Origin of the sequence: Paratissierella segnis, from assembly GCF_014385195.1 — a bacterium.
In the GTDB taxonomy this organism is placed as follows: domain Bacteria; phylum Bacillota; class Clostridia; order Tissierellales; family Tissierellaceae; genus Paratissierella; species Paratissierella segnis.
On record NZ_JACRTG010000030.1, the window covers coordinates 25,348 to 39,704 of the forward strand.

The 14,357-nt window shown below is 34.4% G+C and carries 11 protein-coding genes; 6 read left to right on the top strand and 5 right to left on the bottom strand.

Translation table 11 applies throughout. The features are described 5' to 3' along the window. Window positions 1–75: 75 nt before the first annotated feature. From H8707_RS12695 to H8707_RS12715, 5 genes are all read right to left on the bottom strand, one after another. On the bottom strand, window positions 76–1,737 hold the full coding sequence (locus H8707_RS12695; RefSeq protein ID WP_262430517.1) for an ABC transporter substrate-binding protein: 1,662 nt from the start codon (window positions 1,735–1,737) through the stop codon (window positions 76–78). Between the two features lie 167 nt (window positions 1,738–1,904). Beyond that, window positions 1,905–2,774, bottom strand: coding sequence for an ABC transporter permease (locus H8707_RS12700; protein ID WP_262430518.1), 870 nt, complete (start codon window positions 2,772–2,774; stop codon window positions 1,905–1,907). A 16-nt stretch (window positions 2,775–2,790) separates the two neighbouring features. Then, a complete protein-coding gene (locus H8707_RS12705; protein WP_262430519.1) occupies window positions 2,791–3,744 on the bottom strand; it encodes an ABC transporter permease in 954 nt (317 codons plus the stop codon). Between the two features lie 132 nt (window positions 3,745–3,876). After that, a complete protein-coding gene (locus tag H8707_RS12710; protein WP_316699682.1) occupies window positions 3,877–5,322 on the bottom strand; it encodes a glycoside hydrolase family 1 protein in 1,446 nt (481 codons plus the stop codon). Further along, a complete protein-coding gene (locus tag H8707_RS12715) occupies window positions 5,303–6,733 on the bottom strand; it encodes a PTS transporter subunit EIIC (protein WP_262430520.1) in 1,431 nt (476 codons plus the stop codon). The genes H8707_RS12710 and H8707_RS12715 overlap by 20 nt, the downstream gene beginning before the upstream one ends. Before the next feature lie 669 nt (window positions 6,734–7,402). On the opposite strand from H8707_RS12715, the gene H8707_RS12720 reads away from it, so the two are divergent. The 6 genes from H8707_RS12720 to H8707_RS12745 all read left to right on the top strand — a co-directional run bounded on the left by H8707_RS12720 (window position 7,403) and on the right by H8707_RS12745 (window position 14,275). Further along, the gene (locus tag H8707_RS12720) at window positions 7,403–8,266 is read left to right on the top strand and encodes a PRD domain-containing protein (RefSeq protein WP_262430521.1); all 864 of its coding nucleotides are present in this window, start codon (window positions 7,403–7,405) and stop codon (window positions 8,264–8,266) included. Between the two features lie 9 nt (window positions 8,267–8,275). Beyond that, entirely contained in the window at window positions 8,276–9,646 is a 1,371-nt protein-coding gene (locus tag H8707_RS12725; protein ID WP_262430647.1) for a PTS transporter subunit EIIC, read from the top strand. A 2-nt stretch (window positions 9,647–9,648) separates the two neighbouring features. Next, window positions 9,649–10,611 (top strand): translation initiation factor eIF-2B, encoded by a 963-nt coding sequence (locus H8707_RS12730; RefSeq protein WP_262430522.1) that lies wholly within the window; start codon window positions 9,649–9,651, stop codon window positions 10,609–10,611. A gap of 38 nt (window positions 10,612–10,649) precedes the next feature. After that, entirely contained in the window at window positions 10,650–11,705 is a 1,056-nt protein-coding gene (locus tag H8707_RS12735) for an ADP-ribosylglycohydrolase family protein (RefSeq protein ID WP_262430523.1), read from the top strand. Window positions 11,706–12,119: 414 nt separating this feature from the next. Then, window positions 12,120–13,400 (top strand): MFS transporter, encoded by a 1,281-nt coding sequence (locus tag H8707_RS12740; protein WP_262430524.1) that lies wholly within the window; start codon window positions 12,120–12,122, stop codon window positions 13,398–13,400. A 56-nt stretch (window positions 13,401–13,456) separates the two neighbouring features. Next, on the top strand, window positions 13,457–14,275 hold the full coding sequence (locus tag H8707_RS12745; protein ID WP_262430525.1) for a glycerophosphodiester phosphodiesterase family protein: 819 nt from the start codon (window positions 13,457–13,459) through the stop codon (window positions 14,273–14,275). Window positions 14,276–14,357 lie beyond the last annotated feature (82 nt).

Here is a 14,357-nt window from a genome sequence, read left to right on the forward strand (position 1 = left end):
ATCCGCCCTTTCCTTTATTTCGTCATAAATACGTCATCAGATAACACTCAATTATCTGGAGACAAAATTTCAATATTACTTAAATGTCCACTCCATAACTCTCATGTTATTAGCTAAAGAATCCTCACAGGGATAATGATCAAACTTATCCTTGTTGTAGGCAAATAATGTGTTAGGATGATAAAGCCATACAATGGGTGTCTCCTCTAAGCACATTTCTTGCCATTCAGCATATAACTTCTTACGTTCATCTACACTTGTAACACTTCTAGCTTTGTCAAGCACTTTATAAAAATCAGTATTATCTAGATGGCTGAAATTATTTGACCCCTCAATATCAAAATTCAAACGGACATCATCTGGATCTGTACCTAAGCCACCTAAAAATCCAAAATCAAAATTACCTTCACGCATTTCCACAATTATTGTAGCAAAATCTAGATTTCGTATCTTACTTTTAACACCTATAGCCTCCAAATCTTGCTGAATCAATACTGCTGAGTTCTCACGTACCTTATTTCCAATTGGAACAACCATATCAATTACATGATTGAAATCCCATCCGGCATTTTCCAAAAGTGTACGTGCTTGTTCGGGGTTATAAGGGTCTGCAGCAATGTTCTTATTGAAATAGATACTGCTTGGCGGAATAGAACTTACAGCGTATGTTCCTTCTCCATTTAACAGTTGAGCAATAATAGCATTGCGGTTTATTGCCATGCTAAAAGCTTTACGCACATCTGAATTCTTAAAATAGTCTTTCTTTTGGTTAATGTTCATCCATTGATAAGTATAGCTAGTAATTGATTTTGTTTCAATGTTGTCCAAAGTCTGAAGGTATTGCCAATCATCAATTGGAATTTCACTAAGTTGTGTATTTGCGTCAATCTGTCCGCTCGCAAGCGCTGTAGCGTAATTAGTAGGACTCATAACAACATACACTAAATTATCCATATTAGCTAAACCACCATAATAATCTGTGTTGCAGCTAAACTCATATCGTTCGCCTACCGTCATATTCTTAAATTTAAATGGACCAGATCCGACAGGATTCTTCCAAAAATCAGATTGATGAAGATCTGCCGCTGGAATATCTCCCAAAAGATGTTCAGGTAAAATATATTGAAAACGACCTTCTATGGTAATATATGCGTCAATGTTACGCATTCCCTTAAGAGTATATTGTACTGTATGATCGTCTATTGCTTTGACACCTAAAGCATCTGAATCTTTACATACTCCACTATCATCTGTACCTAATAAACTTGACCAATAAAAACGTCTTGTTGTTACAGTTTCAGGGTTGGTTATTGTCTTAGCTGTGAAGACCACATCTTTGGCAGTTACAGGTTCCCCATCATGCCATTTTGCCTTATCATCCAAATAGAAAGTCAATACTGTGTTATCCTCACTATCAGTTTCAACATCGTAATCAGTACATAGACGATTAATTAATTCTCCTGTATAAGTAGTATCGAAAAACTTATCGTAAATTACATCGTTTATGGGATCCCCATATGCACCACTTACATTATATGGGTTCAATGTATCAGGCGAACTCTGAATCGCAATCGTAACTTGATCAACTCGTTTATTAGTATTCTCGCCCTCAGCAGGTATTTCAGGTGCTACACTTTCATCAGAATCACTACTCTTACAAGATGTAGACAGAGCCGTCATGGCTATTACCAATAACAAAATAAGCATGCTCAAAAATCTTTTTCTTCTCAACTTCATAAAAATTCCTCCTTTTATAATTATTATTTCTTCTTAAATAAGACCAAATTATTCAAAATAGAGCATTAATCATTGATACTGAACCTACAATAATCTAGTTTGACAATATCTATTTGTACAGTCTGAGATATCTTTATGCATATAAAGACCTCTTTTTTCATGTAAAATTATACTTTCATCTTAGGATCAAGTGCATCACGAAGCCCATCCCCAATAAAATTTATTGATAATACAATGAACATCAACAACAAACCCGGTGGTATCCAAAACCACGGACGCATTGTCAAGGTTGTTATAGATTGTGCATCATTAAGAATGTTTCCCAGCGAAGCAGTTGGCGGTTGAACACCCATCCCCAAATAGCTCAAAGACGCTTCCTCTAAAATTGCAGACGCCGTTCTGTACGTCGTTGTCACAAGTATAGGAGAAATTGCATTTGGGAGAATATAATCCTTTATAATACGGAAGTGTGAAGCTCCAATAGCATGGGCACTTTCAACGTATTCTTTGGAAGTAACTGATAAAACACTTCCATATACTATACGTGCAAAATTCGGCCATCCCATTATTCCTATTATAATTGTCACAGACCATATTGAAGGACCTATAATAGATACAAATACCAAAATCAAGATCATCGATGGAAATACCATAAATATATCAACCATACGCATAATAATCACTTCAAATGGTCCTCTAAAATAACCTGCACAAAGACCTAGTGGAACACCTATTATGATACTAATAAATGTAGACACTAATCCAACCAACAAAGATGTACGGCCTCCATATAGAAGTCGAACAAAATTATCTCTTCCTAATCTGTCAAGACCAAGTATAAAAATTCCATCCGGTTCTTGAAAACTCTTCCCAAGAGTTGCCTTTGATGGGTCTAAGCCTAATAGCGGGGGTATAAACAAAACTGCAATTATTATAAAAGTCATTATACCTAGACAGAACATCGCAATCTTATGTCGTCGAAATTTCCTAAAAACATCACTATAATAGGAGCTATGTTTATTCTCTACAGATTTCATTTACATCTATCCCCCCTTAATCATATTTCACTTTTGGATCCAATATCCCATAGGTAATATCTACCAAAAGATTGCCCAATAAAACTGTGGTTGCAACCACGACAGTGATACCTATAATTACAGGATAATCACGTGTTGTGATACTAGTTACCATCAGACTACCTATCCCAGGCCATGAAAAGACTTGTTCAGTAACTACAGCCCCTCCAACTAAAAAAGGTAATGAAGTGCCAAACAAAGTAACAATAGTACCCATTGCATTTCTCAGAGCATGTATATACACGGTCTTTATTTCTGACAATCCTGTTGCTCGAGCTGTACGCACATAATCTTCACTAAGAACCTCCAACATACTGCTTCTCATTTGACGCATCACATTTCCTAACTGTTGTAATGCTAAACAAGTGACAGGCATTGCCATATGCTTTAATAAGTCTATAATAGAATGTTCAGCACTGGACGAATACATTCCACCCATAGGAAGCCAACCAAGTTTTGCTGAAAATATCCAGATCATAAACATACCTATAAAAAATCCCGGTAAAGCCATTGACACAAGTGCGGCAGTAGCGGAAAAAAAGTCACCTATGGAGTAGGGCTTTCTTGAGGAGTGAATTCCAATGGGAATTGCAATGAAATAAGCAATCAGCAATGATGAAAATGTCAGCAATAATGTATTTCCAAATCTTTCTCCAATCATTTCTGTTACACTTCTATATTCACGAAGTGAAATACCCAAATTTCCTTTAAAAAATTCCTTTAACCATGTAAGATATTGTTTATAAACCGGCTGATTTAAGCCTAATTGTGAAGCACGTAATTCTATTTCTTCAGGTGACATATTAGAGTTTGCCAATATATAATCTAAAGAAGAACCTGGTGCCAAATATGAAATAAAAAAAACAATTATTGTAATACAAAAAAATGTTAGAATAGATAACACAATTCGCCGTACTATATATTTTGCCATTTCGTCACTCCTTCTACTTCTAATGTAATGGATGAAATTATATTACGATTAAAGCATAGACAACCAAAACATGTGCCAAGGATTTGTAGCATTGTTTCTAATAATTTTTTGAAATATGTGTCTATATTTAGCTTAGTCCAAGTTATCGCCGTTTGATTGGATTACCTTCCTATACCAATCATAAGATTTTTTCTTAATACGCTTGCCAGTTCCATTTCCATCATCATCCAAATCAACATAAATAATCCCATACCTCTTGGACATCTGTCCGGTTCCATTACTGACAATATCAATAGGTCCCCACATAGTATACCCGAATAAATCAACCCCTTGTTCAACTGCTCGTTTCATTGCTTGAATGTGCAATTTCATGTATTCAATTCGGTAATCGTCGTTTATGCTTCCGTCAGCCTCTACTTTATCTATAGTTCCAAGCCCATTCTCGGAAACAAATAAAGGTTTTTGATATCGATCATATAGGTCCATAAGTGCTAACATTAACCCATCTGGATCTATAGACCATCCCCAATTTGTTTTTGGTAAATATGGATTAGATATACCTTCTATAGTATTCATATCAATTTCTCCAGGCTCTACATATTCACTTGAAGCAACCCTTGAACGATAATAACTAAAAGAGATAAAATCGAGTGTATGACACCTTATGATCTCCTCATCTCCCCGTTCCATTTCAATGGTTATATTATTATCGTTAAAAAACTTCCAAATATAGGATGGATAATACCCCCTAACCTGAACATCCGAGAAGAAATATTCCTTTCTTTTTTCGTTTTCACATGCAACTACATCAACTGGATTACAAGTATGCGGATAAACTGTTTTATATGCTATCATTCCACCTACTAATGCGTTAGGATCAGTTTCACGAATTAGCTTTGTAGCTAAAGCACTAGCAACAAATTGATTATGTGCTGCTTGGTACATTTTTTGTAGTAAGTTTTCAGAATCCGGATGGATAGCTGCTGCATCCCAACAGATCGGTGTTACTGCAACATTGCCAATTTCATTAAATGGTAGCCAATAGCTTACAATTCCCTTATATCTTTCTACTATTGTTTTTACAAACTTCATATAAAAATCGATATACTTACGGTTATACCATCCACCATATTTCTCTACTAAAGCAAGTGGTGTTTCATAGTGTGATATTGTAACCATCACCGTCATTCCATTTTTTATACATTCTTTGAACATATTATCATAAAATTTTAACCCACTTTCATTAGGCATATCTTCTTCGCCTGTTGGATATATTCTTGTCCAATTAATTGATGTTCTGAATATATTGAATCCAGCATCTCCTAACAATTTTAAATCTTCCACGTAGGAATGATAAAAGTCAATAGCCTTATGTGTTGGATAATATTCAGCATCCCTTTTAATTCCGCCAAAAAAACCTCTTGCCTTAATATCAGCTGTGGACATTTGCTTTCCATCTTCAAGATAAGCACCTTCACATTGATTGGCAGCAACTGCTCCACCCCAGTAAAAATTTTTCGGAAAATTCTTTCTTACCTCATAATTATTGTTTTTCATACTAAATATCATTCCCTTCATTAATTTTATTCAGCCCTTCTTCTATATCATCAAACCCTAAAATAAAGGCAATTATAAATGACACAAAGAAGGATGCTACTATAGCATAGATTATTGCAATAATCGTGTCTTCAAAAACTGGGATAGATAAAATGCTAGAGTACACTAATGCATAAGCACGAGCACCAAGAAAACCAGCAATACTACCCCCTGCCAACCCCCCAATCATCACTGCAATCAAGGGTCTCTTTAATCTCAAATTGATTCCATATAACGCAGGCTCAGAAACACCCGATACAATAGCACTAACTGCTGCAGCAATTGCATCTGACCTGAATTTCTTATTCTTTGTCTTTAGAGCTACACCAATACATGCACCTCCCTCAGCAATATTATGTAGTATCCATGCCGGTCTAAAAAGATTATCATAACCATTAGATGCCAAAAATTCAGTCATAGGAGCAACAAACAACATATTCATACCACCCATTAAAATAAACGGCCAAACTGCTGCCAGCAATCCTATAGATATCCCTCCAGTAATATTGGAAATCCAGACAAATATATTAACCACATTATTGCCAATGATAATACCAATTGGTGCTAATACCACCAAAACTATAGGTAGAGCAACCGTTAATATACATAGGGGAGCAAGAATTGTGCATAAAGCCGGAGGAATTATTTTATAAAAATACTTTTCTAATTTTGCTAGTAATATAGTTGACATTATTGCGGGTAAAAGGGTATTAGAATATGATGCTGATAAAACAGGCAATCCAAAAAATGTCATTGTCCCACTCTTCTCCAGCAATGATGTCAAATTTGGATACAACAACATTGCAGAAACCGTGATAGCAAATATGGGGTTAGATTTCAACGTTTTAGCTGACCCATAGGCTATTAGAATTGGCATAAAATAAAAAGGTGTTTCTGAAAAAAGATTAAACATTATGTAAGTAGAATTATTAGATAAACTTGGCCAAAAATAGGATAAAAGGCTTAAAACTATTTTTAACATACCCACTCCATACAATACAGTAATAAACGGTGTTAATGAAGATGATAAAAAGCGGGTAATCTTTTCTATATAATAAACTAATCTTTTTTTTGCTTTTTCATTAGATTCAACAGATTCAACCTTTCCTATATAATTATTGTTATCATTGTCACCTGTATTAATGTCATATTCTTTTTCGATAATGTTAAATATAGGCAATACATTTGCTCCAAGTACAATTTGATATTGACCAGATCCATACACAACACCTAAAACCCCATCTAACTTTTTTAAATACATCGTATCTGCTTTTTCTTTGTCTACCAATATAAAACGTAATCTCGTAACACAATGTGTTACAAACGAGATGTTCTCAATACCACCAACCTTTTCTATAATTATAGATGCCAATTCATTCATATTAACCGCCACTTGTATGCCCCCAATTATATAATAAATTTACAATCTATTATTGTTTCAAGTATTCTATACTAATTACATTTAATAACAAAACTTCTCATAGTCTTTGAGGTATCCTTTATTTTTTTATATAAATATCTCATTAACATCAATGTCTCCCAGAAAAGAAATAAAAAAAAGGCATAAATCCATATATGGTTATAAAACCATACATAGGTTTATGCCTGATTGCTATCAGTAACACACCTATTCTCAATAATTTCAGATAATATTAACTCTAATGTTTCTTTGTTCCTTATAATCAAGGATAACATATAAATGAGTGATATGTCAACAGTCTATTTTAATAAAATTTAATAAATTTCTGGAGAAGTCAAACATATGTGACACGGATCTCTGAAAATGCTGTGGTTTTTTATTTTACCAATGATTATTTAATCAACTCCTCTCATTGAATCGACCATCTTAATATTTTTCATAGGTCAATATTATACATGTTTGATTCCTTCAGAACTTGACGCTATCTAACGGCAAGTTTTATATTGACATTGCATTGTTAGTTTGCTAAAATTTAACCTAAAGAGTTAGTTCGTTGGTGAAAAGCAACACTAGGCTCGAAGACAAATGTTTTCGAGCCCTTATTTTTTGGGTAAACTTTCAAAAAACTATGGAGGGGTAAGTATGAAATATTTTTATCTGAAGACAATAAATAATAACGCCATTGTTTCTATAGATGAAAATCATCAAGAGGCGATTATTTTAGGTAAAGCGGTTGGAGTAGACCCTAATCGCTATGTTGGAGGTCAAGTTAATCCAAGTTTAATTGAAAGAGTTTTTACAAAAAATAATGAATATATTGAACCCTTATTACGTGATATTCCCTATTCCTATTATGCGTTAGTTCAATGGATAATGGACTATGCTGAGAAAGAGTTTAATTATGATTTTAAGGAGTCTCTATATCTTACTTTGCTTGATCATATAGTCTTTGCAAATAAAAGATATCAAGAGGGTGAAGTTATAATCAATCCATTGCTTAATGAAATAAAAGCATTTGAAAGAGAGAAGTATGATTTTGCTACCAAGGTTGTTAGGGAAATCAACAACAGATTGGAAACATCCTTTGATGAAAACGAAGTGGGATTTATTGCCTTTCATTTTGTTAACGCAATGTCAGAATTAAGTCAGAGTCAAAACAAAAAAGTAGTTGTAATACTGAAGGAGTTAACGGATTTTTTAACGGATTTTTTGTCTAATTCAAGGCATCTAGAAATTGATCAAGAATCATACTATTTTTCGAGATTGATAACACATTTAAAATATTTGTTGACAAGAGCTCTATCAAATAAGAATATCAAAAATGGAGGTGATGATGCCAAGCTTATAGGGATGATTAAGGAAAACTTTTATGACGAATGGACAATTTCTTTAGAGATATGCGCATATTTAAAGAATGAATACAATATCGTCACGAGTGAACAAGAAGTAGCATATATAACTATGCATCTTTTACCAATTTTAAATAATTCGAAAGGAGAAAACTAGACTGTGGAAATGTCTAAAAAAGAATTGGCTCAACAAATAATTAATGAAGTTGGAGGTGAGGTAAACATCAATGAAATTTCACATTGCATGACTCGTTTGAGACTTACTGTGAATGATCAAAAATCAGCCAATATTGAAAAAATAGAAAAACTTCCCGGGGTAATGAAAGTTATTGCTATAGGAGATCAACTGCAAATTGTGCTGGGTGGAATTGTTGATGAGGTTTTTGATGAAGTAGCATCTTTAATTGAAAACAATGATATTGTTAGTAAGGAATGTGTTAATGAGAATATTGATGAAACCGTCGTCGAAAAACAAGGTATTCTTAATCGTTTGATTACATTACTATCAGGTATTATTTCACCGATTATTCCTGCAATGATGGCATCAGGGTTCATCACGACAACAGCTAGGTTAGCGATAATATTGGGAGTACCGGAAACAAATTCAACTATTCAACTGTTATTAACGTTTGGAGATGTTTTGTACGGATTTTTCCCTATTATAATAGCTTGGTCAGCGGCAAGGTACTTTAAGGCTAATGCAGGTGTAACCTTAATGGTCATTGGAATTCTTGTATATCCTGGATTTACAAACTTATTTAATGATGGCGCTTCTATTAGTTTTCTTGGTATTAATGTAGCTAACGTTTATTATGGAAGCTCAGTTTTACCGGCAATCTTTGGAACATATTTACTTGCAAAGATAGACAATTGGTTGCGTAATATTCTTCCAAGTTTTATGAAAAGTATTTTTGTACCATTCCTGTCTGCCCTAATAGTGACACCTTTGCTTATTACAATCATAGGTCCGATTGGAGTTTGGGGAGGTAAAGTATTTGCTTCAATATTTACTAAATTATATGAGTTCAGTCCAATTTTGGCAGGAGGACTTATAGGAGGTATATGGCAAATACTAATTATCTTTGGAATGCACATAGCAATTTTAGGAATGGTAACTGTGCCAAATATAGCGGCAACAGGAAGAGATACTGTAATAATGACACATGCTCCATCGTTAATATGCCAAGTAACTGCAGGATTAGCTGTAGCTCTTAAAGCTAAGGATAAGGGAATAAAAAAGAATGCTTTTACTTTAAGTATTATGGCTCTCCTATCAGGTAGTGTGGTGGAGCCGGTTATGTACGGCGTTAATTTGAAATATAAGAAACCCTTTATTGCAGTCTGTATTGGCGGCGCAATTGGCGGTGCAATTACCGGAGCAAGTTTTGCTGGAACAACTGCAGCTGTAGCATTTGGAATATACACATTCCCGGTATATTTCGGACAAGGATTTAAAGGGTTATTGTTAGGTTGTCTTGTCGGGGGATTAACTACATTCGCTTTAACTTATGCGATGGGTATTGATGAAAGGATTTAGTTATGGAAGAGATTAAGGTTAATGATATTGAGTTTATTTCAACCGATCATGTTTTGCAAGAAATTCAAGATATGAATGTTAAAGGGGGAAGCCCTTTCGGAAGGGCTGCAGCTTGGGCTTTCAAGCTAGCAGTAGAGAAAGAAAAATTTAACAATTATTCGGAAATTGAAAGCCGTTTTAAAGTAATTAGGAATAAATTACATGATTTAAAGCCTACTATGGCAACAATAAATAATACTAGCTTGATTATTGAAAAAGAGCTGGAACTAAACAAAGAAAAGTCCGTGAATGAAATATCTCATATAATTAGCGAAGTTGCCGATAGTATAATAAGCTATTCTTTTGATTCGGTAAAAAAAGTGGGTGATATTGGGGCAGCTTATATCAAGGACAATGATACAATCTTGATGCATAGTTATAGCAGTACATTGATGGAGGTATTTATTAGAGCTGCAAAACAAGGGAAAAAATTTAAAGTAATTTGTACTGAATCCAGACCTCTCAGAGAATCAAGAAATGCAGTAAATATCTTACAGGAATTGGATGTAGAAACAAAATTCATTTCAGATGCATCTGTTTATGAATTCCTTCATTTAGCGGATTATGTATTAATGGGAGCAGATAGTCTAAGTGCTGATGGGAGCGTAGCCAATAAAATGGGAACTGCACAAATTGCAAAATTAGCAAGTTTTTGCAGAATTCCAGTCTTCATAGCCAGCGAATTGTATAAGTTGGACTTGAGAACTCAATTCGGTTATGCTGTGGAATTAGAAAGAAGAAGCAAATGGGAGTTAGTCAATAAAGATGACTTTAAAAAGATGGAGAAATTAGAAGTTATTAACCAGTTCTTTGATTTAACTCCAGCTAGCGATATACGAGCTATTATTACAGAGTTTGGATTTCTTCATCCGGCACAATTATCAATTTATTGGAATGAATTAGAAAAAAAAATAGGAGTTAGATAAATATTTAATTCTAAGTCTTAAGCATTATATCAGAAGGGATGATTAAAATTAAAAATTACGATTTAAAGGACAGAATACTTGGATGTCTATATTTAGCTGGTATAGGGGATGCAATGGGAGCTCCGTCAGAAGCGCTGAGTCAAAATGAAATATTAGAAAAATTCGGAGGCTACATTACTGAGTTTTATGGACCAGGAGATAGCTTGTACGTTCAAGGAAATATACCCGGAGAAATTACTGATGACACATCTCAAATGTATGAAATGGCAAAGGCTGTAGTAAAATCAAATGGAAAGTTTACAGTTAATGATGCTGCAGAGGCTCTAGTATCGTGGTCAAAGAATTATCCCAAGTATTATCCAAGAAATGCAGGAGCGACAACTAGATTTGTAATTGGAGAATTGATTAGCGGAAAAGATCCTGAACAAGTTGGTATGACTGGAAAGACATATGACCGCGGAACAACAAACGGGGCTGCAATGAGAGTTGCGGCAGCAGGATTAGTGAATCCCGGCAATTTGGATAAAGCCACTGAAATGGCAATCACTATGTCTAAACCATCGCATGGAACCCAGCATGCATTTGCAGGCTCAAGTGCAATTGCTTGCGGCATTGCCGAGGCATTAACGCAAGATTCTACGGTTGTGTCAGTTATTGAAGCTTGCATATATGGAGCAAAAAAGGGATATATAATTGGCAATAAAGAAGCTAGAAATGCTTCAGGTTTGAACTTGCTGCCTAAAATATTTAAAAGCATTGAAGTCGCCTTTGATACTGTAACAATGGAGGAAACGCTTCAGCAATTAGATTCTATAGTAGGAAATGACGGTTCAATTCAAAGCAGTGTGGCTTCTGCTATTGGAATTTTTTTAGCAACTAAAGGGGACGCGAGAAAGACTGTAATTTATGGAGCTAATCTTGGTGGTGATACAGATACTATTGCATGTATTGCCGGTATGTTATCCGGGGCTTTTTGCGGATTATCTTCAATCGAAAAGGATTGGATTGAATTCTTTGAAGATGCTAATCCAGATTTGAAATTAAGAGAACTAGGCGAAGATTTGATACAAATAGCCAACAAAAATATCAAATAGCATTAATAAATGGATAGAAGGAAAGCTTCTATCCATTTTGTATTTTACAAACCATGAGTATAATTAGTGATATGAATTATAATTGACGATGAAGCTATCACGCTGAGCTCTTCTAGGGATCCCTCTTTTAGATCCGATATACTATTTAATTAAAGCATTGTTTATATATTTCTCTAATGCTATAATCAATTATAGCTACTATTCACAATTAAAAGCGGAGGGTTCTCTTTTCCTTAGTCCCAAAGGCTCTACCCAAGCAATCTTTTATCTTTTAATTATGCATTGTGAACTGCCGTGTGCCCAACAGTAGAAATTTCAAAACCTTTGGTTTTGTGAAATTTCACTGAGTGGGTATAGGTATACATTATAAATTGTGAATTATGCATTGTGAATTGAAATAAAGGGGGTTAATCTGTGAAACTTAATTATAAGCGTACTTTTTTTATAGGACTTGCTTTCCTATCTATATCAGCATTTTGGCAATTATATGACAATATCATTCCTTTAATCTTACAAAATACCTTTGAAATCGGCGAAACCTTGACCGGAGCCATAATGGCAGTGGATAATGTTTTAGCCTTATTTTTACTTCCGCTCTTTGGTTCTCTTTCAGACAGGGTAAATACCAAGCTTGGAAAACGTACTCCATTTATACTGGCAGGAACTGTTATTGCCGTCTTATCCATGACACTGATACCCATAGCCGATCAAACAAAGAATTTCACCTTATTTTTTATTTCCTTGGGTGTGGTATTGCTTGCAATGAGTTCCTACCGCTCACCTGCAGTTGCTTTGATGCCTGATCTAACGCCCAAAGAGCTTAGAAGCAAGGCAAATTCGATAATCAATCTTATGGGTGCTGTTGGAGCTATTATTACATTGGCAATGATCAGTATTCTCATCCCAAAAACAGCACATCCAAATTATACTAAGATTTTTAGCTCTGTATCCGCTTTGATGATAATATCTATTACAATCCTTCTAATTACAATCAGAGAAAAAAAGTTGTCGATGGAAATTTCGAACGATAATATAGCGCCGGAAAAAGAACATATAAAAAATACAAATAAAGATATGTCAATGCCAAAGGATGTTAAAAGGAGCTTATACTTTATACTCGCATCCATATTCTTATGGTTTGTAGCATATAATGCCGTAACAACTGCTTTCTCAAGATATGCTGTTAAGGTTTGGAATTTACAGGGAGGAAGCTTTGCAAACGCTCTAATGGTAGCAACAGGTGCGGCTATTCTCGCCTATATACCGATAGGTATCATTTCCACTAACATAGGAAGAAAGAAAACAATTATGGCGGGAATTATTATAATGAGTATTTCATATTTTTTCGGATTTTTATTTAAAGAGTATTCACCAATGATTAATGTCGTATTTGCTTTTACAGGAATTGGCTGGGCAGCGATAAATGTAAACTCTTATCCAATGGTGGTTGAAATGAGTAAGAGCTCTGATGTCGGTAAATATACCGGACTTTATTATACATTTTCCATGGCGGCACAGGTATTAACCCCAATATTGTCAGGTGCCCTGTTAGAAAATATATCCTATAGGACTTTGTTTCCATATTCTCTAATCTTTTCCTTATTATCTCTATGTACAATGTCGATGGTACGGCACGGAGACTCAAAACCTCCTAAAAAATCCAGTGCATTGGATCATTTTGCTGTTGATAATTAACTATAAGTTGCGGTATCATTTTAATTTAAGTCAACCAAAAATTTGGAGATGAGTAAATGTTTTATTTGTTTGGAATATTGATTCTATATCTTTTTTTAATTATGCCAAGGATGATAAATCGCAAAGATTTTTCCCATTTTGAAAACAGAGACTATGCCCATAGGGGATTGCACAAAGAGGGAAATATTGCCCCAGAAAATTCAATTTTGGCATTTGAACTTGCAGTAAAAGAAGGGTATGGAATTGAACTTGACGTACAACTAACTAAGGATGACATCCCTGTAGTTTTTCATGATTTTTCTTTGAAAAGAATGTGCGGACTAGATAAAAAAGTAGATGAGCTTACCTTTGCTGAGCTTAAAAATTTGCGTTTATCCAATTCGGAAGAAAGCATTCCCAGCTTAAAAGAAGTCTTGGATTTGGTGAAGGGTCAAGTCCCTTTAATCATAGAATTTAAAACACACAACAACAATTCAAATCTCTGTGAAATCACAGCGCCTATTCTTGATAATTATAATGGCGTATATTGTGTTGAATCCTTCAATCCTTATATTCTTATGTGGTACAAAAAAAATAGGCCCCTTATTGTGAGGGGGCAGCTTTCTACAAAATTTGTAAAAAAGGGATCTAAAAAAACTAATAAGGTTTTAGATTTTACTTTGCAAAATTTATTGTTTAATTTCATTACAAAACCTGATTTTATCGCTTTTAATCATAGGTATAAAAATATGCTGTCCTTTAAAATAAATCACTGCTTATATAAAATACCTACCATAGCATATACGATACAATCTATTGAAGAATTGGAACGAAATAAAAGCAATTTCGATTTGTTTATATTTGAAGATTTTATACCTATTAAGGAGAATGGTTGATGCCCTTTCTCCTTAATATTTAATCAACTGCTTTCATTGAGTCCACCATCTTAATGTTTTTTAACTTTTTAGACATGAAGAA

Coding starts and splice junctions, on each gene's coding strand:
- H8707_RS12745 (WP_262430525.1), top strand. CDS start 13,457: ATGTTTTATTTGTTTGGAATATTGATTCTATATCTTTTTTTAATTATG.
- H8707_RS12710 (WP_316699682.1), bottom strand. CDS start 5,322: ATGAAGGGAATGATATTTAGTATGAAAAACAATAATTATGAGGTAAGA.
- H8707_RS12700 (WP_262430518.1), bottom strand. CDS start 2,774: ATGAAATCTGTAGAGAATAAACATAGCTCCTATTATAGTGATGTTTTT.
- H8707_RS12720 (WP_262430521.1), top strand. CDS start 7,403: ATGAAATATTTTTATCTGAAGACAATAAATAATAACGCCATTGTTTCT.
- H8707_RS12705 (WP_262430519.1), bottom strand. CDS start 3,744: ATGGCAAAATATATAGTACGGCGAATTGTGTTATCTATTCTAACATTT.
- H8707_RS12725 (WP_262430647.1), top strand. CDS start 8,276: ATGTCTAAAAAAGAATTGGCTCAACAAATAATTAATGAAGTTGGAGGT.
- H8707_RS12735 (WP_262430523.1), top strand. CDS start 10,650: ATGATTAAAATTAAAAATTACGATTTAAAGGACAGAATACTTGGATGT.
- H8707_RS12695 (WP_262430517.1), bottom strand. CDS start 1,737: ATGAAGTTGAGAAGAAAAAGATTTTTGAGCATGCTTATTTTGTTATTG.
- H8707_RS12730 (WP_262430522.1), top strand. CDS start 9,649: ATGGAAGAGATTAAGGTTAATGATATTGAGTTTATTTCAACCGATCAT.